General features: G+C 45.1%; 20 protein-coding genes and 1 other annotated feature. All 20 genes read right to left on the reverse strand.

Annotated elements, in window-relative coordinates; translation table 11 throughout:
- Positions 1 to 17: 17 nt before the first annotated feature.
- The 20 genes from mreD to leuC all read right to left on the reverse strand — a co-directional run bounded on the left by mreD (position 18) and on the right by leuC (position 24,606).
- Positions 18 to 539 carry a rod shape-determining protein MreD gene (gene mreD / locus ATL39_RS06770; RefSeq protein ID WP_120192529.1) on the reverse strand — a complete coding sequence of 174 codons (522 nt, stop codon included), beginning with the start codon at positions 537 to 539 and terminating at the stop codon, positions 18 to 20.
- Complete coding sequence (gene mreC / locus ATL39_RS06775; RefSeq protein ID WP_120192530.1) at positions 539 to 1,471, reverse strand: rod shape-determining protein MreC; 933 nt, start codon at positions 1,469 to 1,471, stop codon at positions 539 to 541. Before mreC ends, mreD begins: the two co-directional genes overlap by 1 nt.
- Positions 1,472 to 1,488: 17 nt before the next feature.
- Positions 1,489 to 2,535 (reverse strand): rod shape-determining protein, encoded by a 1,047-nt coding sequence (locus ATL39_RS06780; protein WP_120192531.1) that lies wholly within the window; start codon positions 2,533 to 2,535, stop codon positions 1,489 to 1,491.
- A 235-nt stretch (positions 2,536 to 2,770) separates the two neighbouring features.
- Positions 2,771 to 3,463 (reverse strand): RadC family protein, encoded by a 693-nt coding sequence (gene radC, locus ATL39_RS06790; RefSeq protein ID WP_120192533.1) that lies wholly within the window; start codon positions 3,461 to 3,463, stop codon positions 2,771 to 2,773.
- 38 nt (positions 3,464 to 3,501) lie between these two features.
- Positions 3,502 to 4,263 carry a prepilin peptidase gene (locus tag ATL39_RS06795; RefSeq protein ID WP_120192534.1) on the reverse strand — a complete coding sequence of 254 codons (762 nt, stop codon included), beginning with the start codon at positions 4,261 to 4,263 and terminating at the stop codon, positions 3,502 to 3,504.
- 90 nt (positions 4,264 to 4,353) lie between these two features.
- On the reverse strand, positions 4,354 to 5,649 hold the full coding sequence (locus tag ATL39_RS06800; protein ID WP_120192535.1) for a bifunctional folylpolyglutamate synthase/dihydrofolate synthase: 1,296 nt from the start codon (positions 5,647 to 5,649) through the stop codon (positions 4,354 to 4,356).
- 81 nt (positions 5,650 to 5,730) lie between these two features.
- The gene (locus ATL39_RS06805) at positions 5,731 to 8,376 is read right to left on the reverse strand and encodes a valine--tRNA ligase (RefSeq protein ID WP_120192536.1); all 2,646 of its coding nucleotides are present in this window, start codon (positions 8,374 to 8,376) and stop codon (positions 5,731 to 5,733) included.
- A 66-nt stretch (positions 8,377 to 8,442) separates the two neighbouring features.
- Positions 8,443 to 8,663 (reverse strand) — a binding site (T-box leader).
- Between the two features lie 66 nt (positions 8,664 to 8,729).
- On the reverse strand, positions 8,730 to 10,019 hold the full coding sequence (gene hemL, locus ATL39_RS06810; protein WP_120192537.1) for a glutamate-1-semialdehyde 2,1-aminomutase: 1,290 nt from the start codon (positions 10,017 to 10,019) through the stop codon (positions 8,730 to 8,732).
- Between the two features lie 114 nt (positions 10,020 to 10,133).
- Positions 10,134 to 11,120 carry a porphobilinogen synthase gene (hemB, locus tag ATL39_RS06815; protein ID WP_120192538.1) on the reverse strand — a complete coding sequence of 329 codons (987 nt, stop codon included), beginning with the start codon at positions 11,118 to 11,120 and terminating at the stop codon, positions 10,134 to 10,136.
- Positions 11,113 to 11,895: a uroporphyrinogen-III synthase gene (locus ATL39_RS06820; protein WP_120192539.1), complete on the reverse strand. Its 783-nt coding sequence runs from the start codon at positions 11,893 to 11,895 to the stop codon at positions 11,113 to 11,115. The genes hemB and ATL39_RS06820 overlap by 8 nt, the downstream gene beginning before the upstream one ends.
- The gene (gene hemC / locus ATL39_RS06825) at positions 11,892 to 12,824 is read right to left on the reverse strand and encodes a hydroxymethylbilane synthase (RefSeq protein WP_120192540.1); all 933 of its coding nucleotides are present in this window, start codon (positions 12,822 to 12,824) and stop codon (positions 11,892 to 11,894) included. The genes ATL39_RS06820 and hemC overlap by 4 nt, the downstream gene beginning before the upstream one ends.
- Before the next feature lie 35 nt (positions 12,825 to 12,859).
- Positions 12,860 to 13,690, reverse strand: coding sequence for a cytochrome C assembly family protein (locus ATL39_RS06830; RefSeq protein ID WP_120192541.1), 831 nt, complete (start codon positions 13,688 to 13,690; stop codon positions 12,860 to 12,862).
- Between the two features lie 15 nt (positions 13,691 to 13,705).
- The gene (hemA, locus tag ATL39_RS06835; protein ID WP_120192542.1) at positions 13,706 to 15,106 is read right to left on the reverse strand and encodes a glutamyl-tRNA reductase; all 1,401 of its coding nucleotides are present in this window, start codon (positions 15,104 to 15,106) and stop codon (positions 13,706 to 13,708) included.
- Between the two features lie 227 nt (positions 15,107 to 15,333).
- The gene (yihA, locus tag ATL39_RS06840) at positions 15,334 to 15,921 is read right to left on the reverse strand and encodes a ribosome biogenesis GTP-binding protein YihA/YsxC (protein ID WP_120192543.1); all 588 of its coding nucleotides are present in this window, start codon (positions 15,919 to 15,921) and stop codon (positions 15,334 to 15,336) included.
- Positions 15,918 to 18,242: an endopeptidase La gene (gene lon, locus ATL39_RS06845; protein ID WP_120192544.1), complete on the reverse strand. Its 2,325-nt coding sequence runs from the start codon at positions 18,240 to 18,242 to the stop codon at positions 15,918 to 15,920. The genes yihA and lon overlap by 4 nt, the downstream gene beginning before the upstream one ends.
- A 241-nt stretch (positions 18,243 to 18,483) precedes the next feature.
- Positions 18,484 to 19,755 (reverse strand): ATP-dependent protease ATP-binding subunit ClpX, encoded by a 1,272-nt coding sequence (gene clpX, locus ATL39_RS06850; RefSeq protein ID WP_120192545.1) that lies wholly within the window; start codon positions 19,753 to 19,755, stop codon positions 18,484 to 18,486.
- A gap of 258 nt (positions 19,756 to 20,013) precedes the next feature.
- Complete coding sequence (gene tig, locus ATL39_RS06855; protein WP_120192546.1) at positions 20,014 to 21,360, reverse strand: trigger factor; 1,347 nt, start codon at positions 21,358 to 21,360, stop codon at positions 20,014 to 20,016.
- Between the two features lie 105 nt (positions 21,361 to 21,465).
- Entirely contained in the window at positions 21,466 to 22,488 is a 1,023-nt protein-coding gene (locus ATL39_RS06860; protein WP_120192547.1) for a tetratricopeptide repeat protein, read from the reverse strand.
- A 99-nt stretch (positions 22,489 to 22,587) separates the two neighbouring features.
- Positions 22,588 to 23,175: a 3-isopropylmalate dehydratase small subunit gene (gene leuD, locus ATL39_RS06865; protein WP_120192548.1), complete on the reverse strand. Its 588-nt coding sequence runs from the start codon at positions 23,173 to 23,175 to the stop codon at positions 22,588 to 22,590.
- 15 nt (positions 23,176 to 23,190) lie between these two features.
- A complete protein-coding gene (gene leuC, locus ATL39_RS06870) occupies positions 23,191 to 24,606 on the reverse strand; it encodes a 3-isopropylmalate dehydratase large subunit (protein WP_120192549.1) in 1,416 nt (471 codons plus the stop codon).
- Positions 24,607 to 24,612: the final 6 nt, after the last annotated feature.

The following is a 24,612-nucleotide window of genomic DNA, read 5'->3' on the forward strand; positions in this document are numbered from 1 at the left end:
TAATCGTTACGTAAGTTTTATCTCTGCCATATCTTTTCGCTTTTTTCAATGTAAATGAACAGCTTCTGTAATGGCAGGTACAAAAGCGCTGCTGCTGCTGTGTTCAAAAGAAGGGAAGGCATAAGACGCCATACAAAAAAGTCGGCAAATATCACATCCGTATAGTCAGCAACATAATAAATGCCATATGTCATCCATTCAAAAATAACGAGGGCTCCTACCACAACGGAAAGCTGAAGCAGCAGACTGCTCTTTATGCCGCGGAAGGGATAGGAACATAAGTAAGCCACAAGTCCAAAACTGAAAATATACAATCCCAATAAATCCGTATAAGTAAGATCATACAGGGCGCCGGCAAATAATCCAAGTATAATTCCAGCTCCCGGCCCCCTGTAAATGGATGTAAATATGACCAGCAGAAGCGTAATACGGGGTACCCACTCAACTCCCCCGGCGGATGTGTTCACAAATATTTGAAACCATGTGCCTTCTATGAGGAAGGAAAAAAACACAAGGAAGGGAAGGAGATATCTAACCATCAGCCTCCACCCTCTTCTGTTCCATCTACAGGCTCTTCTTCCTCTTCCTCTTCTTCTGATGTTTCTGCTTCTTCTTCAAGACCTTCATCCAGGCTTTCGCTGCTCCGCTCAATTACCGTAACCTGTTCAATGTTATAAAAACCGGCTGCGGGCTCCACGAGTGCGTTATATGTTAAGCCGTACTCATCGGGCTCAACGCTTACTACTTCACCAACAGCGAGGCCTCTTGGAAAGATACCTCCAAGACCGGATGTGCTGACCAGCTGGCCTTCTTCAATCTCTGCATCCGATTCTATCTTCCGCAGCATAAGCCCTTCACGTTCTTCATCCCAGCCTTCGATAAATGCATACACGGGGTCGCCATCTGTCGTTACCATGGCAGATACCCGATTATTGTCATCACCGTCAGACAAAAGCTGTACCGTAGAAGTAAACTGCGATGTCGACTGCACACGTCCGATCAGGCCTTCAGGCGTCATAACCGCCATATCCGGCTCTATCCCGTTCTGGGACCCTTTATCAATACCGATGGTTTCCGTCCAGTGATCGGGTGATCTGTGAATAACCTGCGCTGCCCGAATCGAATAATCTGTGAGGCTTTCTTCCTGGTCCACCATTTCCCGGAGTGTTTCATTTTCCTGGCGCACACCGGCTAATTCAGCTGAGATAGAAGCTGCTTCATCTACTCTGGCTTTTAATGTCTGGTTTTCCTGGTATACATTCAGCAGAAAACTTGCGTCAGTGAAAAAATCAACTGCAATATAAGCCGGTTTGCTTAATACCGACTGGGCAAAACCTGCCCCGTCCCGGAAAAGCTGTTCGGGCAGAGAAATATTGTCCCGGTCCCTCATCGAAAAACCGATGACCGCAACTAAAATAATAATACTGACCATTAGTACAATTAACCGTTTGTTGTTAATAAATTGTGGCATCCTGCCCACCTGCTTTGCTACTTGTTTCGATAAGAACTAAACGAGGAATTGTCTTTTGTACGGAACAGCTCTATGTTATCCAGCGCTTTGCCGGTACCCAGAGCTACACAGTCCAGCGGATTTTCTGCCACATGCACAGGCATATTGGTTTCCTCGCTTAATATCTTATCCATGTTTTTCAAAAGGGCGCCTCCGCCGGTCAACAGTATACCATGATCCATAATATCTGCTGCAAGTTCAGGCGGTGTGTTTTCCAGGGTGCTCTTCACGGCATTGACGATAGCACCGATGGTTTCTTTCATCGCTTCCGTAATTTCTCCTGATGTTAAGGTGATTGTCTTTGGAAATCCGGTTAATAAATCCCGGCCGCGGACATTAATTTCAGCAGGCTCCTCTTCCGATTGTCTGGACGCTGCAGCCAGTTCCATTTTCACCCATTCCGCTGTACGATCGCCTATCAGCACATTGTACGTTTTTTTAACATGCTGGATGATATCGCTGTCCATCTGATCTCCAGCAGTCCGGATAGACTGGCTCGTAACAATGCCCCCAAGCGAAATAACGGCAACTTCTGTCGTTCCGCCGCCAATATCCACTACCATGCTTCCGGTAGGCTCCCAAACGGGGAGATCCGCACCAATGGCAGCTGCAAAAGGCTCCTCTATCGTGTACGCCTCTTTTGCCCCGGCCTGTCTGGTTGCATCTTCCACCGCTCTTTTTTCCACTGAAGTAATCCCTGAGGGAACACACACCATCACATTAGGCTTCCTGCTGAAAAAGCTTTTTGTCTTCTGTGCCTGATTTATAAAGTGCCTCATCATCGTGGTGGTCGTGTCAAAATCGGCGATGACCCCATCTCTCATTGGGCGGAGAGTGACAATGTTATCTGGTGTTCTGCCTATCATATTCTTAGCAGCCGTCCCCACCGCCTCTATTGTATTCGTATCCTTCCGGATCGCTACAACCGAAGGTTCACGGACAATAACTCCCTTACCTTTAACAAATACTAATGTGTTTGCCGTTCCTAAATCTACTGCTAAATCCTTTGTAAAACCACCAAACATCTATGTATCTCCCTTCAACTCCTGTAAATCTGCACCGCCGATGTGGCAGTCCGGCATCCGGATGTATTTCGGATTTTTTTCACCGTCTTAACCACTATTCTTCATTATACGCAAAATGAACTCAAAAACATAGACCCGCCTCTTGTTTTTTTAGGAGAAGATCTGCCTATTTTTCTTCCTGTTATCGTAATAAAAATACCCCGGCCTATCAAGCGGCTGGGGCATTTTTTATTTATTATTGTGTAATATGTCCCTTTTCTTTGAGGCTGGTAAACGTTTCATCTCCAATAATAACGTGATCGAGAACTTCCATGCCAAGCAGCCTCCCGCATTCTGCCAGACGCTTGGTTACATCAATATCTTCCCTGCTTGGCGAGGGATCACCGGAAGGATGGTTGTGCAGGCAGATAATCGAGGCGGCAGAACGGCGCAGCGCTTCTTTAAACACCTCCCTGGGATGAACGATACTGGAATTAAGGCTGCCAATAAACAATGTCTGTTTGTGCAGGACCTGATTTTTCGTATTCAGGGCAAGGACAACAAAATGCTCCTGTTTTAGAAACCGCATGTCTTCCATGACAAAATCGGCGACATCCTCAGGAGAACGAATCGTGTATTTCTCTTCCGCTTTATAAGTGTATAAGCGGCGGCCCAGTTCCAAAGCGGCTTTTAATTCCGCCGCTTTCCCCTTTCCTATTCCTTTAACCGTCTGAAGTTCTTCAAGCGTAGCTTCTTTTAGAAAAGATAAATCATCGAACGTATAAAGCAGCCTTTGAGCCAGTACCATAACGGATTCTTCTTTTGTACCGGTCCGCAGCATAAGAGCAAGCAGTTCCTGGTTGGAGAGGGATCTTGCACCATTTTTGAGTATTTTTTCTCTTGGACGCTCTGTTTTGGGAATGTCTTTAAAAATAAGGGGGGAAGTCATGCATGTCTCCTTTTCGTAAAGTTAATAAGAGGTGGTAATTAAGGGGAGAGGCCAATCCAGTGACTGTACCATGTATAAAAAGGGGTGCCGGCATAAACAGCGGTTAAGCAGGCCGAAGCGATAAAAGGAGCAAATGGAAATAACTGTCTGCGGTTCATTTTTTTCGTGCAGAGCCTGAATAGTCCCCAGGCCGTTCCAGTGATTGCTGCTAGAAATACAGTAAGCACCGCTGCCGGCAGGCCGACGGCAAAAGCAATAAAAGCAAACAGCTTTATATCGCCGCCGCCCAGCCCGCCTTTAGTCAACACAGCAAAAATATACAGCAGTAAAAATACAAGCAGACCATTTCCCGCAGAAGATGCCAGTTCACTGAATGTCCCGGAGGCCAGCTTAACAGCCGCCGCCGCTCCTGTTCCTGCAAGAAGCAGTCGATCCGGAATAATCATATACACGAGGTCACTCACGACTGCGGCGCATAAAACCAGCACAACAATAAGTATGAGCGCGAGTTCCCATTCCCAGCCGAATCGGATAAAGGCTGCCGCAAACAGTATACCGGCTGCCAGTTCCATAAACGGATAAAGAAAAGAAATGCCTTCCCTGCAGTACCGGCATTTTCCTTTCAGCAGTAAATAAGAAAGAACAGGAACTAAATCCTTTTTTGCGATAGAACGTCTGCATGAAGGACAGTGGGAAGCAGGATAAAGAAGCGACTCTTTTTTTGGAAGACGGAGGCCGACTACATTCGTAAATGAGCCCATCACGCTGCCAATAACTAAACTGTACCAAATCACAATCACATATTTTGTTCTCCTTTCTTTTAATGATTATATAATACCATAACTAAAGAACTATTTTAAGCTTTTTTCCACGAAAAAAGAAGCTCTTTATCAGAGCTTCCATTCTTTCCGCACAGCGGATATAAAATACAAAGAACCGGTCATCACAAGCCATTCTCCAGGCCGGCGCAGTTTTTCCACTTCTGCTGCTGCAGTCTGCCAGGTATCATATGCAGTCGGCGTCCCGGAAAGACTTTCCGTTTTCAGATTTTCCGGCTCGGCGGCCCGTTCAAAATCAAAGCCGGCTAAAGATACCGTTGCTGCGTTCATGCTTTCAAGGGGATGCAGAAAATCCTCCACGTTTTTTTCTTTTGTTGTACCAATAATAAAGTGAAAAGTATCTTTTGAAAAATGAGCACGCAGTGCCTCTGTCAGGCTTGCCATTCCTTCTTTATTATGAGCACCGTCGATAATTATTTTTCTTTCCTGATCCACTTCAAGCCTTCCCGGCCAGCTCGTTTTCTGCAGCCCGCGGAGAATGTTATCATCCTCTGCCGGGAACGCATAATACATTTTAAGATATCTCGCCGCCATCACAGCAGCGGCAGCATTTTTAGCTTGATGTGGTCCCAGCATGGAAAGCTGGACCTCGTCGAGCTTTTTTAAAAATACAGATTGAAACGAAAACGTTATTCCCGTTTGATGTGGCACTATACTCTCGATATGAAAATCTCTGCCGAGCTGATACATTTTCGTGAATTTTTCCGATACAGACTCCTCCAGAATCTCCAGACTTTCCGGCTTTTCTTCACATGTGATCAATGGGACTCCCGATTTAACGATGCCGGCTTTTTCTCTGGTGATTTCTTCTACTGTATCCCCAAGAATATGCTGATGATCGTGTCCGATATTGGTAATTACGCTTATAAGCGGCAGCATGACATTAGTAGAGTCAAGCCTTCCGCCCAGTCCTACCTCCCATATCACTACATCCGGAAAGGCTTTGGAAGAAAAGTAGCGGGCGGCAATCGCTGTAACTACTTCAAATTCGGTCGGCGGGCCGAACAACGACTTTTCCACCGATTCTACAATGGGACGCACTACATTGGCAGCTTCCAGAAAAGCTTCTTCACTTATTGGTTCCCCGTTCACCGCGATCCGCTCTCTGAATGTTTCTATATAGGGGGAAGTAAACGTACCTACTTCCATGCCTGACTCCTCCAGGATATTTCTTAGAAAAGCAGTCGTGGATCCTTTTCCATTCGTGCCTCCAATATGGACGCTTTTCATTTTCCGTTCAGGATTGCCCAGGCCTTCCATCAGCATAGTCATCCGCTCCAGCCCCGGGTGTATGCCGAATTTTTTTCTGTCCTCCAGCCATGCTCTTGCTTCTTTATACGTCTTCATGCTATCCCTCTTTTCTATTCAGGCTGTTCATATATGAAAGAAAAAAAGAGAGGGTTTCACGCCTCCCTTTCCTGTTTTTATTTACTGCTGCAGTTCTTCCATGCGGGCCACCACTTTATCGCGTTTATCCGCATAATCCTGCTGTTTCTGCTTTTCTTCTTCAACTACATGTGCCGGTGCCTTGCTCGTAAAACCTTCATTGGCAAGCTTTTTCTGCACCCGTTCTACTTCTTTATCCAGCTTTTCTTTTTCCTTTTGAAGCCTGGCAATTTCCTCATCCAGCTGTATCAGCCCGGCGAGCGGCATATAAAGATCTGCTCCGGTCAGTGCGTGGGACACCGATTTTTCCGGTGCCTGCAGGCCTGTATCAATCGTCAGTTTTTCCGGATTACAGAAGCGCTCCAGATATTCCTGTCCGCGCAGGAGCTGCTGCAGTTCTTTTTCGGAAGCGGCATTAATAAGCAGTTCAATTTCCTTGCTCGGTGCTACGTTCATTTCTGCACGAGTATTTCGTACCGAGCGGATGATGCGCTTGATCAGCTCCATATCTTCAACGGACTGAGCATCGATCAGGTCATGGTTTACGACAGGCCATGCTGCTACCGTAATAGAGTCCCCTTGATGAGGAAGGTGCTGCCAGATTTCTTCGGTTATAAACGGCATGATCGGGTGCAGCAGCCTCATCGTCTGGTCAAGTACGTGGGCCAGTACCGAACGGGCCATGCGCTTCTGAACGTCATCTTCTCCGTAAAGCGGCAGCTTAGCCATTTCAATATACCAGTCACATACGTCTTCCCAGATAAAGTTATACAGCAGGCGGCCTACTTCTCCAAATTCATACTGATCCATTAGTCGGGTTACGCTTTGGACCGTATCCTGAAGCTTTGTCAGAATCCAGCGGTCGGCCATTGTCTTTTCGCCTTCGAGGCTGATTTCGTCATAAGCGAGGCCGTCCATGTTCATCAGTGCAAAACGGGAGGCATTCCAGATTTTATTGGCAAAGTTCCAGTTGGCCTCTACCTTCTCCCACTGAAAACGCAGGTCGTTGCCCGGTGTCGTGCCGGTAGCAAGGAAGAAACGCAGTGCATCAGCACCATACTTTTCAATGACGTCCATTGGATCAACGCCGTTGCCAAGTGATTTACTCATCTTCCGGCCTTCACTGTCCCGAACCAGTCCGTGAATCAGCACGTCCTCAAACGGACGCTGTCCGGTAAATTCCAGTCCCTGAAAAATCATCCGGGAAATCCAGAAAAAGATAATGTCATATCCGGTTACGAGCGCATTAGTCGGATAGAATCTTTTAAAATCCTCCGACTGCTCGTCCGGCCATCCCATCGTGGAAAAAGGCCAAAGCGCTGAGCTGAACCAGGTGTCCAGTACGTCTTCATCCTGTTCCCAGTTTTCCGCGTCCGCCGGTTCTTCCATGCCGATATACATTTCGCCGGTCTCTTTATGGTACCAGGCAGGAATGCGATGGCCCCACCAGAGCTGCCTGGATATGCACCAGTCCCTAATATTATCGAGCCAGTGCAGGTACGTTTTTTCAAAGCGCTCCGGCACGAAATGTACTTTTTCTTCTTTTTGCTGGAGAGCGATTGCGTTTGCAGCGAGCGGCTTCATATCCACGAACCACTGCGTGGATAGATACGGTTCTACGACAGCACCGCTTCGTTCCGAATGGCCGACCGAATGCATGTGATCTTCCACTTTAAACAGCACGCCCTGCTCCTGCAGATCTGCTGTAATCTGGCGGCGGCATTCAAAACGGTCCATTCCTTCATATTTCGCAGCATTTTCATTCATTTTTCCAGACTCATCCATGACGAGTACCCGCTCCAGATTATGTCTGTTTCCCATTTCAAAGTCATTCGGATCATGCGCCGGCGTAATTTTAACAGCACCGGACCCGAAGTCCATTTCTACATAATCATCTGCAATAATTTCTATCTCGCGGCCGACGATCGGCAGCTTTACTTTTTTTCCGATTAGATGGGCATAGCGTTCATCTTTTGGATGAACGGCAACGGCCGTATCACCGAGCATCGTTTCCGGACGCGTGGTCGCTACTTCAATCGATCCGCTTCCGTCCGCCAATGGATAGGCCATGTGATAAAAAGAGCCCTGCACATCTTTGTAGATAACTTCTATATCAGAGAGAGCTGTTTTCGTATCCGGATCCCAGTTAATAATATATTCTCCGCGGTAGATCAGCCCTTTATTATAAAGAGTAACAAAGACTTTACGCACCGCATCGGACAGTCCTTTATCCAAAGTAAACCGCTCTCTCGAATAATCGAGGGAAAGACCAATCTTGGACCACTGCTCCCGGATAAAATCTGCATACTCTTCTTTCCATTCCCAGGACTTCTCAAGAAAGGCTTCCCGTCCCATTTCATAACGGTTTGTTCCTTCTTCTTTCAGTTTTCCTTCCACTTTAGCCTGCGTGGCAATACCGGCATGGTCCATGCCCGGCAGCCAGAGCATATCATAGCCCTGCATACGCTTTAAGCGGGAAATAATATCCTGCAGCGTTGTGTCCCAGGCGTGGCCCAAATGAAGCCTTCCTGTTACGTTAGGAGGTGGAATAACAATGGTGTAGGGTTCTTTATCCCCTTTTCCTTCCGCCTTAAAAAATTCTCCCTCTGTCCAGTAGGGATACCATTTCGCTTCAGTAGCCTGCGGGTCATACTTAGTCGGCATATCTGTCTGGTTTACCTTATCCATCTTATCGTTCTCCTTTATTAGAAAGTCACCGTGCTTTTTGCCCAAATAAAAAAACTCTTCTCGTCTGCAAAGGACGAAAAGAGTTTACGCGGTACCACCTTTATTTGTGACGCTGTCTGCCAGCTTCACACACTTAGGTATAACGGTACCTGCCGTTTCCTCCTACTTTATTCAAAGGAAAAGCTCCGGGGCGACCTTCAGGATCCGCGCAGGAAAGGCATTTCAGCTGGGCTGCCTTCTCTCTGTGCAAGCGCGGGATCCTTACTCTTCCCTATCTATGCTTTCTTATTTATGCTGATTGGTATGCTTCTATTTTAAGCAGAGCCCTGCCTGCCAGTCAATGCAAATTAATTTTATTTTTTAATCACGGAAAAAGCTTTTTCGGCGGCTTTTACCGTATTTTCAATATCTTCTTCTGTATGGGCAGTTGAAAGAAACATGCCTTCAAATTGAGAAGGAGGAAGCGAAACTCCCTGGGCCATCATTTCTCTAAAGTATGCCGCAAACATTTCCAGGTCTGAGGTTTTGGCCGTTTTAAAATCAACGACTTTTTCATCCGTAAAGAAAAACCCAACCATCGATCCGGCTTTATTAATATGGTGGGGAATACCGTGCTTTTGGGCTGCTTCATGCAGGCCGTCGGCCAGAAGCGTGCCAAGACGGTCAAATGTATCGTAATCTTCCGGCTTCAGCTGATTTAATGTTTCGAATCCCGCTGTCATAGCAAGCGGATTTCCAGACAGCGTGCCGGCCTGATAAATCGGCCCGCTCGGTGCTATCTGCTCCATAATATCGCGTCTGCCGCCGTAAGCCGCTACAGGAAGTCCTCCGCCAATAACTTTCCCGAGACACGTTATGTCCGGCGTTACGTTATAAACACCCTGAGCGCAGTGATAGCCGACTCTAAAGCCAGTCATTACTTCATCGAAGATCAGCAGGCTGCCATGTTGATTAGTAATATCTCTGACGCCTTCCAAAAATCCTTCTTCCGGAAGCACTACCCCCATATTGCCTGTGACCGGCTCCAATATCACGGCAGCAATCTCATCACCGTATTCATCAAATGCCTTCTGCAGGCTGGCCAGATCATTATACGGCACGGTCAGCGTGTTGGATGCAACCGATGCCGGAACTCCCGGGCTGTCCGGAAGGCCTAAAGTAGCTACGCCGGATCCGGCTTTGATTAGAAGAGAATCGCCGTGGCCATGGTAACAGCCTTCCATTTTAAGAATCTTGTCACGACCGGTAAAACCGCGCGCAAGACGGAGAGCGCTCATGGTGGCCTCTGTGCCGGAATTGACCATTCGTACCACTTCGATGGAAGGCACTCTATCAATAACCAGTTCGGCAAGCTTTATTTCCATCACATGGGATGCACCAAAGCTTGTGCCTTTTTCAGTCACTGCCTTTAACTGCTCCACGACATGGTCCTGGGCGTGCCCTAAAATGAGCGGGCCCCACGATAGAACATAATCAATGTACTCATTTCCATCCAGATCGGTTATTTTAGAACCTTTACCGCTCTGCATATACACAGCAGGATGCCCCACCGAATTGTATGTACGCACAGGGCTGTTCACGCCGCCCGGCATTAACGGTTTTGCCTGCTCAAAAGCAGCTGAGGATTTTTCATAGGATTTCATTGCTGTCACTTCCCTTTTTATAATCTACTACCAGAATAACAAAAGCCGTTTTCTTCTGCGACTTTTCTTTAATAAGGAAAAACTGCCTGCTGCAGCGCAGTCAGGCAGTATATTCTAATATAGTTCTTCATCGATCCACTTGGCTACGTCCAATGCAAAATACGTAACGATCAGATCCGCACCTGCCCGCTTCATGCTGACAAGCTTTTCCATCACGACTGCTTTTTCATCAATCCATCCGTTTTGAGCCGCTGCTTTAAGCATCGCAAACTCCCCGGATACGTTGTAGGCTACTACTGGATATCCTGTAGCATCCTTCACTTCTCTTATAATATCAAGATAGGAAAGAGCCGGCTTTACAATAAGAAAATCGGCACCTTCTTCCACATCAGAACGGGCTTCCCGCAGTGCTTCCTCGCGGTTCGCCGGGTCCATCTGATAGGTTTTCCGGTCACCAAAGGAAGGCGTGCTGTGGGCAGCATCCCGGAAAGGACCATAAAATGCAGAAGCATATTTAACCGAATAGGACATAATCGGCGTGTGCACAAAACCTGCATTATCTAGACCGCGGCGGATCGCTGCCGTAAATCCGTCCATCATATTGGAAGGCGCAATAATATCTGCTCCGGCTTTCGCCTGGGAGACGGCCGTTTCCGTTAGTAACTGAAGGGATTCATCGTTAAGAATTTCTCCATCTCTAATCACACCGCAGTGTCCGTGGTCGGTATACTGGCAGAGACATGTATCGGCGATAACCGTTAACGTGGGATTATTTTCTTTAATAACGCCGATAGCCCGCTGTACGATGCCTTCTTCTGCATATGCCTGAGATCCATATTCGTCTTTTTCATTGGGAACGCCGAAGACCATTACTGCCGGCACACCGTGGCGTTCCAGCTTATTGGTTTCCTGCGCCAGAATATCAAGAGATACCTGATAAATTCCCGGCATGGATGGGACTTCGTTTTTTACTTTTTCCCCTTCCACTACAAAAATAGGAAAAATCAAGTCTTCTTTTTTCACTTCGTTTTCCCGAACCATTTTTCGAATACCAGGTGTCGAGCGGAGACGGCGGTGTCTCCGAAACTGTAAATCACTCATCAAAATCCTCCTTCGAAAGTTTCAAAAGCAGATCCATCATTCCTTCAATCGTATGAGGATCGGCGGTATATATTTGTTTAAATGCATGCTTTTCTGCTTCGGCAGACGTCACCGGGCCAATCGATATAACCGGAATAGGAGACCAGTTTTCAAGAGGCAGGCCGCTTACCCCATCCAGAAATGCTCTGACGGCGGAAGGGCTTGTAAACGTAATAAAGTCAATTTCATTATGAAGAATGACGTGCTGCAGGGGTTCTATATTTCCAGTTACCGGTGCCGTTGTATACACATCGATCGCGTCAACTGGTTTTTCTTCCGCCTGCAGACGTGCTGTAATCGTATCGCGGCTGATCCGGCTTTTCGGAAAAAGAATACGGCTTCCCTTTTTTAAACTGGAAGCCAGCGTCTCTGACAGGGCTTCCGCCGTGTAGGATTCCGGCATCAGCTCCACCGATAAACCCGCATCCGTAAGTGAACGGGCTGTTTTGGATCCGACCGCAGCTATTTTTGCATGACTTGGAAAAGAATGACCTTCTTGTTTTAATGTTTCCATAAAATAATGTACCGCATTTACGCTCGTAAAAACAAACCATTCGTACATATACATTTTTTTAATTTTTTCCCGATCATCTGCAGACAGCGGCAGCCGTTCCACTCCAATCAGCGGTATAACTACCGGCCTGCCGCCGCTGCGCTCTATCGGCTGCGCCAACAGGCTGCTTTGATGAGAAGGCCTTGTAATCAAAATTCTGCTTCCGTTTAAGGAAAGGCTCACTGATTATCCAGCTCTGCTCTCACGTCATCAAGAATATCCTTTGCTCCTCGTGCAAGCAGCGTTTCCGCTGCGTCTCTGCCAATTTTTTCAGGATCAGTACCTTCTCTTTTTTCCTGAAGAATAATTCTGCCATCAGGTGTTCCTACTAAAGCGGTAAGGTGAATCTGTTCCTTTTCCATCGTGGCATAGCCGGCTATGGGTACGGAACATCCACCTTCTACTGCTTTCAGAAAAGCTCTCTCGGCGCGTACTCTCTGAGCTACTTCTGTTTCATGGATACTCTGCAGAAGAGAGATTACCTCATCGTCGTTGGCACGGCACTCAATACCGAGCGCCCCCTGTCCTACCGCCGGCAGACAAAGATCGGGATCAAGAAATTCTGTAACCATTTCCGGGTCCCAGCCCATTCGTTCCAGGCCGGCCGCCGCTAAAATAATCGCATCATAATTTTCTTCCCTCAGTTTGCGGAGTCTCGTTTCAATGTTTCCACGGATCCACTGAATCTTTAAATCAGGACGTTTCGCGAGAATCTGAGAAGAACGACGGAGACTGCTTGTTCCGACGACCGCTCCTTCCGGAAGCTCCAAAAACGGCACATGGTCATTGGCAATGTACACGTCTCTTGGGTCCACCCGGTTCGTGATAGCACCTAACGTGAACTCATCCTGAAGCTCACCGGGCATATCTTTCATACTGTGTACGGCAAAATCAATTTCCCCATCCGTCATTGCCTGTTCAATTTCTTTTACAAACAGGCCTTTTCCCCCTACTTTAGAGAGAGTAACGTCCAGAATTTTGTCGCCTTTTGTAACAATTTTTTTCATTTCAAATTCATACGGGGCTCCGGCACGCTTTAACGCGTCGATTACCCACTCTGCCTGCTTTATCGCAAGATTACTTTTTCTTGTACCTACAATAATTTTTCTCATGTCATCCTCCACAACGTCTATAGTATCTTCCTATTTCACAAATACCACATATGAAATTCGGTCAGTTCACTTGAAAGAAAATAGTTAGTCAACAGCAGTAAAAACCCAATGATATTTAACACGGCCATGTTATAACCTCTTTGGTCCTTTACAGCCCAAAGATATAAATACCAGCTGTACACGAGCAGCAGAACAGCAGAAGCAATTACTTTGGCATCCGTCCATGGCAGGGTTTGAAATTGAATACTTGCCCATATAAATCCTAAAATAATACCGAGCATTAACAATGGTACACCGGCCACGGTCGAGTAAAAAGTAAGAGTTTCCATTTTTGGCAGATTTTCAAGCCGGAGAAGCCGATTTCCCCATTTTTTTCTTTTTAGAAGCTTATGCTGCAGCAGATAAAGGCTGGAAAATGCAAAGCCAAGGGTAAAGGCAGCATAGGAAATAATAATTAACGTAACGTGAATAATCAACAGCTCAGAAATTAAAAGTTCATTTAACTCATTAGGTATATCTCCGTCGGGAGCAAACAAGCTGAAAGCAAGCATCGCAAAGCCAATCACATTGGCAAAAAAAACGAGGAAATCTACACGGAACAATCGATTAATAATTAAAGAAAAGGTAACTAAAAGCCATGCATAAAAAAATAACCCTTCAAAGGGTGTAATAACGGGAAGTCTGTCGTATTGCACAGCTCTTATAATAAAAAATGAGGTCTGCAGCAGCCAGACAACAGTTAGAAGCCAGAAGGCAATGCGATTTGCCTTCCGGTTCGTCTGTAGAAAATCGAAAAAATAGCCAAGCAGGCTCAAACTATAAAGAACAATGGTTACGACATAAATAGTATTAGCTGCTGCAACCATCTACGATAACTCCTCTCATACTCGGAGAGTAACATCCTTTGCATAGGCGTACGGCAGCAAAGGCGGTTTTTTTTGTGCTATTTGTCTATCTTCTTCTATTTGTAAATTCTGTTTATGCTGGATGCTTTCTACTTCTTTAGCAGAGGCAATTTCCTCTTCAAGAGCAAATATTTCTGTAAACAAAGCAAGAGACTGCTCAGCGTCAGGTTCAGCTGCCAGCTCTTTTGCACGCATGATAGGATCACGCAGCATTTGATTGACAATGCTTTTAGTGTGCTTACGAAGAATTTTACGCTCTCTTTCCGTTAAGTCGGGAAGCTTTCGCTCGATGCTGTCCATTGTGTCAGCCTGAATAGAGACAGCTTTGCTCCGCAGAGCTGAAATAATAGGCACGACGCCCAGAGTATCCACCCATTCTTTAAACTGTAGAAGCTGGTCCTGCATCATGTCTTCTATTTTAGCTGCCGCGACTTTCCGCTCGGAAAGATTAGACTCCACAATTCCCTGAAGATCATCAATATCATAAAGAAAAATATTATCAAGATCGTTCAGCTCCGGATCCAAATCTCTTGGAACGGCGATATCGATCATAAACAGCGGCCGGCCTCTGCGTTTTTTCAGAGCCGTTTCCATCATTTTACGATCGATCACGTATTCCTTTGAACCCGTCGAGGAAATCACAATATCCGCGCTCTCCAGCGTCTGCTGGAGGTGATCCATTTCCAGCGCCCGGCCGAAAATCCGGTCTGCCAGCTCTGCCGCTTTGGAAAACGTTCTGTTTAAAACGGTTACTTCCGCTGCACCACTGGAATACAAATGACGGGCCGTTAGTTCACTCATTTTTCCCGCACCGAGAATCAGGACGTTCTTATTCGAAAAATCTCCAAAAATTTTATGTCCCAGTTCTACTGCTGCGTAACTTACCGACACGGCGTTATCATTAATTTCCGTTTCATTATGGGCTTTTTTCGCGAACGTAATAGCCTGCTTAAATAATTCGTTAAAAATAGTCCCTGTTGCTTCTGAGTCCTGGGCAGTGAAAAAGCTGTTTTTCACCTGGCCGAGAATCTGTGTTTCTCCCAGAATCATGGAATCAAGACCGGTTGCTACCTTAAATAAATGCTGAATCGCAGCATCATTTTCACGTATTGTTAAATAAGGGCCGAACTCTTCTTTTGGAAGATCGAACCACTGGGAAAGAAATTGTTTAATATATTGGCGTCCCGTGTGAAGCTGATCAACAACAGCGTATACTTCCGTACGGTTACAGGTGGAAATAATAGTGCATTCCAGAATACTCTTCATTCCACTAAGGCTGTGAAGAGCTTCCGGCAGCGTTCCATCCTGGAAAGCAAGCTGCTCTCTGATCTCAACGGGGGTTGTTTTATAATCTAATCCTGCAACGAGAATATGCATGTATTGTTCACCCCTAATAAATAAGCTGCACTATTTCACAGAGAATGTAAGTATGTAACAGCATTTTACTTTTTACATACGCTTTCATACTCTTATAGTTATACCATTTTTTTCGTTCATATTAAAGAAGCTGAACGCTTTTCTTATTTAGAATAATTCTATTATAACATGATTTATTATAAACGAAAAAAAGAAATGTGAACAGCAAACGACATCTCGCTGCATAATTATTTTGCTCTAAGCCTGTTAATAGCACCCCATGCTTCTTCTTTTCCCTGGCCGGTTTCCGAGGAAAACAATACGACCGAATCCTCTTTATGCAGACCAAGCGTTTCTTTTATCTGCTTCACGTGCTTGGGCCGTTTATTTTTAGTGACTTTGTCCGCTTTTGTAGCAATTATGACAACAGGCAGTTCAAAATGCTTTAAATATTGATACATTCTCACATCTTCACCGCTTGGTGCATGCCTTACATCCAAAATAAGCGTAACTCCGCAGAGCTGGTCACGCTCTCCTAAATACGTTTCAATCATTTTCCCCCATGCTGCTCGTTCTGTTTTGGAAACTTTTGCGTAGCCGTATCCAGGAACGTCCACAAGCATCAGGATTTCATTAATCAAATAAAAATTAAGGGTTCTCGTTTTTCCCGGCTTAGACGACGTTCTTGCCAGGTTTTTTCTATTGAGCAGGGTATTGATAAAAGAAGATTTCCCTACATTGGACCTTCCGGCCATGGCAATCTCCGGAAGATCCATTGTGGGATACTGTTCTTCAGCTACTGCACTAATTACAAGCTCTGCTTGATTGGCTTTCATTCTTTTTCCTCCAACGCGTGTTCTAATACTTCATCTAACTGGGAAACCGGTATAAAGGTAAGTCCTTTTCTAACGCTTTCCGGTATATCTTCCAAATCTTTTTCGTTGTCCTTTGGAATAATAATTGTTGTTAACCCGGCTCTATGAGCGCTCATTGCTTTTTCTTTAAGCCCGCCTATCGGAAGCACTCTTCCTCTCAGCGTTATCTCTCCGGTCATTCCCACTTCTTTCTTAACGGGTTTGCCGGTGAAAGCAGAAATCAAAGCAGTAGCAATCGTGATTCCCGCCGATGGGCCATCCTTTGGCGTAGCGCCTTCGGGAACATGAATATGAATATCATACTCTTTGTAAAAATCCGGAGAAATACCTAATTGTTCCGCGTTGGCTCTCGTATAGCTGAAAGCAGCACGTGCGGATTCTTTCATTACGTCTCCGAGTTTACCGGTCAGGCTTAAATCGCCTTTTCCTTTTGCAAGCGACACTTCAATGGAAAGAACGGTGCCGCCGGCTGTAGTGTAGGCAAGTCCCATAGCCGTTCCTACCTGGTTTTCTATCTCTGCCTGGCCGTACCGGAATTTAGGACGTCCGAGCATCTCTTCAATCGTATTTTCCGTAACCACGACACGCTTCTTCTCGCCTGCTACTATTTTCTTCGCGGCTTTCCGGCACACTTTAGCTATTTCTCTTTCCAGACTCCGGACTCCTGCTTCCCTTGTATAATAACGGATTAATTTCATCATGGAATCGTCTTTGATCTGCAGTTTGCTCTTTGTGAGGCCATGGGCTTCCAGCTGCTTTGGAAATAAATAATCGATGGCAATACGCTCTTTTTCAAGCTCCGTGTAACCGGCAATCGGGATAATTTCCATACGGTCCAGAAGAGGACCCGGTATAGCAGAAATATTGTTTGCTGTCGTAATAAAAAGCACTTTCGACAGATCATACGTTTCTTCAATATAATGATCGCTGAATGAATTATTCTGCTCAGGATCAAGCACTTCAAGCATGGCGGAAGACGGATCTCCTCTAAAATCACTTGCCATTTTATCAATTTCATCCAGCAGGAATACCGGGTTGGTGGAGCCGGCTTTATTCATGCCCTGAATGATACGTCCCGGCATCGCTCCTACATACGTGCGTCTGTGACCTCTAATTTCCGCTTCATCACGCACTCCGCCAAGGGAAACACGGACAAACTTACGCTCTAGTGCGCGCGCAATCGATTTAGCCAGTGATGTTTTACCGACTCCCGGCGGGCCGCTCAGACAGAGAATAGGCCCCTTCAGCGAGTTGGTAAGCTCCTGAACAGCTAAATGCTCCAGCACCCGTTCTTTTACTTTCTCAAGACCGTAATGGTCCTCGTCAAGAATTTTCTGGGCATGGTTCACGTCCAGGCGGTCCGGCGTTTCTTCTTTCCATGGAATGGAAGTCAGCCACTCTATATACGTACGGATAACGGAACTTTCCGCCGCTGTGGACGGCATCTTTTCGTAGCGGTCCAGCTCTTTATAGGCTTTAGTCAGTACCTGATCGGGCATATCGGACTGTTCAATTTTTTCACGGAGTTCTCCAACTTCGCCGTCTTTACCATCTTTGTCGCCCAGTTCTTTTTGAATGGCTTTCATCTGTTCGCGGAGATAATATTCTTTCTGTGTTTTTTCCATTGATTTCTTTACCGTCTGGCCGATTTTTTGTTCCAGACCGAGAACTTCTTTTTCATTATTTAAGATATCCAGAATACGCTGCAGTCTTTTCTTAACGGAAACCGTTTCCAGAAGTTCCTGCTTTTCAGCGACTTTCAACGGAAGGTGGGAACTGACGATATCCGCGAATCGGCCCGGTTCTGCTATGTCCTGAACGGATTGAAGAGTTTCTTTTGATACTTTTTTGGATAAACGGATATATTCTTCAAACTGCTCCAGGGCATTGCGCATTAATGCGAGTTCTTCAGAAGGATTGCTTTCCTCCACATTCGATAAAATCGACATTTCCACCTGAAAATACTCTTCCTTTTGCGTAAATCTTTCAATTTTTGCCCGCTCCAGTCCTTCGACCAGCACACGGATAGTGCCGTTGGGGAGCTTAAGCATCTGCTTTACCTTTGCCATCGTACCTACCTGGTACATATCATCTGCACCAGGCTCATCTACTGATAAATCCACCTGGCTCGTGAGTAGTATTTCGCTGTCTTCCACCATAGCCTGCTCTAATGCCTGGACGGATTTGTCTCTTCCTACGTCCAAATGCAGCACCATCGTTGGGAAAACTAAAAGTCCTCTTAGTGGTAAAAGTGGTATCGTTCTATTGTTTGATTCTGTCAATTGTCAGCACCTCCGGTCTCTATCTCTATATAAGCTGTCATTCTATGTAATGAAACAGCAGGATAACTACCCTGCTGCAGTATATGCACAGTACCTTTATTTTATCCCACTCCTGCACGGTTGTCTAATGAAGCCGGCGTATTGAGTAAGAATGCTCTCATTTATAGAATTTGGCATTATATAGGAAAAACCGCTTTGGGATTCACTAAAACCCAAAGCGGTTTGACTTTCATTTGTAGTATTACGCGCTTTCTTTTGGTTCACCTTTGAGAGGCACTATTTCGCCGTCTTTAGTTTTTAAAATTGGCGTAGCATCTCCGGTCACACATTCAGCTGTAATTTCACACTTGACCACTTCTTCTTTAGAAGGCAGATCATACATAACGTCCAGCATAATTCCTTCAATAATAGAACGAAGTCCACGTGCGCCCGTTTTTCTTTCAATTGCTTTAATCGAAATTTCCCGAAGCGCATCATCAGTAAATTCAAGTTCTACGTCATCAAGTTCAAGCAGCTTTTGGAATTGTTTAACAAGCGCATTCTTAGGCTGTGTCAAAATTTCAATCAGCGCCTGCTCATCCAATGTAGAAAGGCTGGAGATAACAGGAAGACGTCCGATAAATTCAGGAATAAGACCGTATCTTAACAAGTCTTCCGGAAGAATTCTGCTCATGTACTCTTCTTTTGCAAGCTCTTCTTTTTCCGAATCAGAACCAAAGCCGATTACTTTTTTACCTAAACGCTGTTTTACGATTTGATCGATACCGTCAAAAGCACCACCGCAGATAAACAATACGTTGCTTGTATCAATCTGGATAAATTCCTGGTGTGGATGCTTGCGTCCGCCCTGTGGAGGAACACTTGCCGTCGTACCTTCGAGAATCTTTAGAAGAGCCTGCTGCACACCTTCACCTGAAACGTCTCTTGTAATAGATGGGTTTTCAGATTTTCTGGCTACTTTATCGATTTCATCGATATAAATAATGCCTTTTTCTGCTTTTTCCACGTCATAATCCGCTGCCTGGATTAGTTTAAGGAGGATGTTTTCCACATCTTCCCCTACATAGCCGGCTTCTGTCAGAGATGTCGCATCTGCAATCGCAAATGGTACGTTTAAAACTCTGGCAAGCGTCTGTGCAAGAAGGGTTTTACCGCTTCCCGTAGGACCGATAAGGCAGATGTTACTTTTCGCAAGCTCTACATCATCGGTTTTCTTAACAGAATTAACCCGTTTGTAGTGATTGTATACAGCTACTGAAAGCGAACGTTTGGCTCGTTCCTGTCCAATAACATAATCATCCAGAATTTCGTTAATTTCAGAAGGCTTAGGAATTTCTTCAAATTCCACTTCTTCATCTGTACCCAGTTCTTCTTCTACAATCTCCGTACATAGTTCAATGCACTCATCGCATATATAAACACCAGGGCCTGCTACAAGCTTTCTGACCTGGTCCTGTGTTTTTCCGCAAAAGGAGCATTTAAGCTGACCTTTTTCTTCATTGAATTTAAACAATTCGTTCACCCCTTACATGTTTTTAAAGCTCATTATTATACTTATTATATGTTAGTCATAAAAGAGAGCAGCTTATCTATCAGCTGCCATTTATCTTTGATTTATGGCTAATTTATGAATTTATATCATGGACTGCATTGTATCATAAAATGAGCATGAATATAAAACAATACGTTCTTCTATGTGTATCTCTTTTTTAGTACTTATGTAGAAAACTGCCCTGAAAGTAATCGATACTTACAGGACAGCATTTCTTTATTATTCTTTCTCTTCTGCTTCTTCAGCTTCAGACGCTTCTTCTTCCTTCTTTTCCACAGTTACACTGTGTTCAACAAGAAAGTCGATCGCTTTTTGAATGCGAAGGTCGCCTTTAATAGCGTCGTCTCCGCCCTGCATAGCAAGAAGATTTCTAATTTCGTCTTTAGAGCGCTTGTACATTTCCGCCATTTTATCAAGTTCCGCTTCCACATCTTCATCAGATGCTTCAAGCTTCTCTTCATCGGCTACAGCTTCAAGCGTAAGGTTCATTTTCACACGCTTTTCAGCTTCTTCTTTGAACTGTTCTTTCATGCCTTCTTCATCAGATCCCGTCACCTGGTAGTACATATCCATGGACATGCCCTGGGACTGAAGACGCTGGCTGAATTCCTGAAGCATACGGTCTGCTTCTGTGCTTACCATTGCCTCTGGAATATCAACAGAAGCATTCTCAGCAGCAAGCTCTACTACTGTATCTCTATCGTGATGTTCTTTGGAGTGCTCTTTATCGTGCTCAAGCTTGTGCGCTACGCTGCTTTTTAATTCATCAATTGTTTCTGCTTCGTGCTCTTCCAGATCTTTAGCAAAGTCATCATCAAGCTCAGGAAGTTCTTTGCGCTTAATATCATGCAGCTTAACTTTAAATACGGCTTTTTTACCTGCAAGATCTTCTGCATGGTACTCTTCAGGGAACGTTACTTCTACGTCCTGTTCAGCACCCGGCTTTAATCCGATTAACTGTTCTTCAAATCCAGGAATAAACTGGCCGGAACCAATTTCAAGTGAATGGTTCTCCGCCTGTCCGCCTTCAAATGGCTCTCCATCAACGAATCCTTCAAAGTCAAGAATAGCAGTATCGCCTTCCTGTACTTCTCCATCTTCTACAACAGCAAGATCTGCCTGCTTCTCACGAAGCTGGTCAAGCTCTGCCTGTACTTCGTCTTCTGTGACAGTTACATCGAACTTTTCAACTTCAAGTCCTTTGTATGTGCCAAGCTTCACTTCAGGCTTCACGGTAACAGTTGCTTTAAAAATAACGTCTTTGCCCTGCTCTACCTGATCCACATCAATTTCCGGTCTGTCGACCGGCTCAATTCCTGCTTCGTCAACAGCAGATGCATAAGCATCAGGAAGAACGATATCCAGGGCATCCTGGTATAATGATTCAACGCCGAAACGCTGTTCAAAAATTTTGCGTGGAATTTTCCCTTTTCTAAATCCAGGAACGTTCACCTGTTTTCTTACTTTTGTAAAAGCCTGATCCAATGCTTCGTCAAATTTCTCTGACGCTACATCAATTGTCAGTACACCTTGATTTCCTTCTAATTTTTCCCAATTGACACTCATTTATTTGTCCCTCCAACATTCTTATATCCGTTTTTGACAACCACTACATTATAACATATCACTTAGTCTTTTCAATCATAAAAGCCAATTCAGGCGCTGATACGGCTATATTGTTGTTAATTGCTTTTGAATTCTTTCATAATCCCGATGCACAGCCTGAAAATCATGAACGCTGACATCATAGCTTTGGCATATTGCTTCCACCTGCATGTCATATCCGGACTGAACAGCAGCTTCATAATGAAGCATAGCAGAAAGAGCTGAAATCTGCACGGATGGTGGAAAAGGATAATAATACAGCAGCATCTGCTGAAGCAGATGAATAATATGCTGCATTAACGTCGGATCTTTTTCTCCTATAACCTGCTCCAGCGCAGCCGTGGCCTCCAGATAGGACGTACTGCTGTTAATATCCGGAAGCGTTTCAGGAGCAAACTCCCCCTGCCGGTTTAATTTATTTACTTCTATCGTTCTTTCTACTTCCCAGTCCTTTAATAACAGTACTAGAAAACTCTTTAAAAGAGGGGAAGTATGTTCACTTGTCAAAAGGGTCTGTATGTAAGGAAGAGACTGAAGCGAACGCTGCTGCTTTAATTCCTGAAGCACAGCCATTTTCTCTTCAGGAGAGCCGCTTCTAAGCATCGGTACCCATTCCGGCTCATTTGCTTCATATGTAATAGGAAGTCGGCTTTCTTCATTCGCTTCTATTATAGTACGCTGCATATTTTTAGAAACCGTCAGCAGATGTTCAAGTTCTTTTTTTAACTTGGACGGAATATCTTCTTCAGTCATGACCGCTTCAAGCGTTATAATTACTTCTTCATACTGCTCCAGCTGAGCCAGCACAGAAACATAAACCTGGAGAATTTCGTAATAATCCCCGCTGTCTTTTTTCATCATTTCTTCAGCCAGAAGCCTGGCTTTTGTAAGCTGGTTGGTTTCTGCATAGGCAAGGAGCAGTCCATAGGCAGCTTCTTCATGCTCAGGATCGTGCATTAATGCCTCTTGAAAAAAAGACTCTGCCTCCGACTTGTCAGCCTGCTTTAATGCATGCAGCCCATCTGTAATTAATTTATCAACAGCCCCTGGAAATGGAACAATATTTCCTTTTTCTTTAAATGCATCCACTCATTTCCCCTCCCTTCTCTCTTCTATCGGTCTCTATCTGAAAATCATAATACCCGTCAGCAGCCATACAAAAAGGAAGACGGCCTTGTAGGCCGCCGCTTAAATCCCTCTTTGCTTTTCATAAGCATCAATATGATCTGCATACTGAAGCGTCAGGCTGATTTCGTCCCAGCCTTTTAAAAGCATTTCTTTCCAGTATGGATCAATTTCAAAACCAGCTTCAAAACCTTTGCTGTCCTGAATCGTTTGATGCTCCAGATCTACTTTGAGTTTATAATACTCTTCTTTCCCATTATCCATCAGTTCGTAAACCTGTTTTTCCGGAAGTCTTATTGTTAATATGCCATTCTTAAAACAGTTGTTATAAAAAATATCCGCAAAGCTTGGAGCAATAATAACACGAAAACCATAATCCTGCAGAGCCCACGGCGCATGCTCTCTTGAAGAACCACATCCAAAATTGTGATCTGCCAGCAGGACACTTGCTTCTTCTGCTTCCGGCTTATTTAATTCAAACGAAGGATCCGGCGTTCCGTCAGCTAAAAAGCGCCAGTCAAAAAACAGAAACTGTCCAAATCCTGTGCGTTCTACTCTTTTTAAAAATTGTTTCGGAATGATCTGGTCTGTATCAACGTTTACACGCGGCAGTACCGCTGTGTTACCCTCATGCACAATAATTGGTTCCATTTTTATTACCCTCCTTTATTGAAGCGATGGTTTTTTTAAATCACGGATATCTACAAACCTGCCGGCCACTGCGGCAGCTGCTGCCATAGCAGGGCTGACCAAATGGGTGCGGGCGCCTTTACCCTGACGGCCTTCAAAGTTACGGTTGGACGTAGAGGCACAGCGTTCTCCTTCAGGCACAAAATCCGGATTCATGCTTAAGCACATGCTGCATCCAGATTCTCTCCATTCAAAGCCGGCTTCAAGAAATACTTTATCCAATCCTTCTGATTCCGCCTGCATTTTCACTGCCTGTGAACCCGGCACAACCAGAGCGCGGACGCCATCTGCTACTTTTCTGCCTTCTGCTATTTTCGCAGCGGCTCTTAAATCGCTTATTCTTGAATTTGTACAGGAACCGATAAATACATGCTGTATTTCTACCTCAGTCATTTTCATTCCCGGTTTTAAATCCATATAGTCAAGCGACTGCTGGATTGCTCTGCGGTCGTGATCCGACTCAGCATTGGCAGGGTCAGGAATCTGCTTATGAATGCCGATTCCCTGGGAAGGATTTGTTCCCCATGTAACCATAGGCTCGATTTCTTCACTATCCATCTCTACGACCGCATCGTATACAGCACCTTCGTCGGAAGCCGTGTCTCTCCACTCCTGAGCGAGCTTTTCAAAAGCTTCTCCGTCCGGTACTTTTTCACGGCCTTTCAAATAGTCAATCGTTACCTGATCCGGACTAATCAAACCAGCTTTAGCACCTGCTTCAATCGACATGTTGCATATAGTCATACGCTCTTCCATAGTCAATCCGCGGATCGCTTCGCCGGTAAATTCAAGAACGTGGCCGGTACCAAAGTCAACACCGTGCTTTGCAATAATGCTTAAAATAATATCTTTTGCAGTAGCACCGGGATTAAGGCGTCCGTTTACACGAACCTCCATTGTTTTAGGCTTTGACTGCCAGATCGTCTGGGTGGCAAGTACGTGCTCCACTTCACTCGTTCCGATTCCAAACGCAAGCGCACCGAAGGCTCCGTGAGTGGACGTATGGCTGTCTCCGCATACTATTGTTTTTCCAGGCTGGGTCAGCCCCATCTGCGGTCCAATAATATGGACAATACCATTGTTCGGGCTGTTAAGATCCGCAATATCAATACCAAACTCTTCACAATTGTTGGCAAGAGTTTCCATTTGTTTTTTTGCAATCGAATCTGTAATGGACATTCGGTTCTGGGTCGGTACATTATGATCCATTGTTGCAAATGTTAGATCAGGACGGCGTACTTTTCGACCAGCTAAACGAAGTCCTTCAAAAGCCTGGGGTGACGTTACTTCATGAACCATGTGCAAGTCAATAAACATAAGGTTCGGTTTACCTTTTTCGGACATCACTGCGTGCGTATCCCAAATTTTTTCTATTATCGTTTTTGGCTGCATCGAACT

This window comes from Sinobaca qinghaiensis (assembly GCF_003610495.1).
Taxonomy (GTDB): Bacteria; Bacillota; Bacilli; order Bacillales; family Marinococcaceae; genus Sinobaca; species Sinobaca qinghaiensis.

Bases quoted from the DNA above. Each gene is read 5' to 3' on its own strand.
- ATL39_RS06830 (WP_120192541.1), bottom strand. From the start codon at position 13,690: ATGGTTGCAGCAGCTAATACTATTTATGTCGTAACCATTGTTCTTTAT.
- radC (WP_120192533.1), bottom strand. From the start codon at position 3,463: ATGACTTCCCCCCTTATTTTTAAAGACATTCCCAAAACAGAGCGTCCA.
- hemA (WP_120192542.1), bottom strand. From the start codon at position 15,106: ATGCATATTCTCGTTGCAGGATTAGATTATAAAACAACCCCCGTTGAG.
- hemB (WP_120192538.1), bottom strand. From the start codon at position 11,120: ATGAGTGATTTACAGTTTCGGAGACACCGCCGTCTCCGCTCGACACCT.
- hemC (WP_120192540.1), bottom strand. From the start codon at position 12,824: ATGAGAAAAATTATTGTAGGTACAAGAAAAAGTAATCTTGCGATAAAG.
- ATL39_RS06805 (WP_120192536.1), bottom strand. From the start codon at position 8,376: ATGGATAAGGTAAACCAGACAGATATGCCGACTAAGTATGACCCGCAG.
- ATL39_RS06800 (WP_120192535.1), bottom strand. From the start codon at position 5,649: ATGAAGACGTATAAAGAAGCAAGAGCATGGCTGGAGGACAGAAAAAAA.
- ATL39_RS06780 (WP_120192531.1), bottom strand. From the start codon at position 2,535: ATGTTTGGTGGTTTTACAAAGGATTTAGCAGTAGATTTAGGAACGGCA.
- leuD (WP_120192548.1), bottom strand. From the start codon at position 23,175: ATGGAACCAATTATTGTGCATGAGGGTAACACAGCGGTACTGCCGCGT.
- yihA (WP_120192543.1), bottom strand. From the start codon at position 15,921: ATGAAAGCCAATCAAGCAGAGCTTGTAATTAGTGCAGTAGCTGAAGAA.
- hemL (WP_120192537.1), bottom strand. From the start codon at position 10,019: ATGAAATCCTATGAAAAATCCTCAGCTGCTTTTGAGCAGGCAAAACCG.
- mreC (WP_120192530.1), bottom strand. From the start codon at position 1,471: ATGCCACAATTTATTAACAACAAACGGTTAATTGTACTAATGGTCAGT.
- mreD (WP_120192529.1), bottom strand. From the start codon at position 539: ATGGTTAGATATCTCCTTCCCTTCCTTGTGTTTTTTTCCTTCCTCATA.
- leuC (WP_120192549.1), bottom strand. From the start codon at position 24,606: ATGCAGCCAAAAACGATAATAGAAAAAATTTGGGATACGCACGCAGTG.
- tig (WP_120192546.1), bottom strand. From the start codon at position 21,360: ATGAGTGTCAATTGGGAAAAATTAGAAGGAAATCAAGGTGTACTGACA.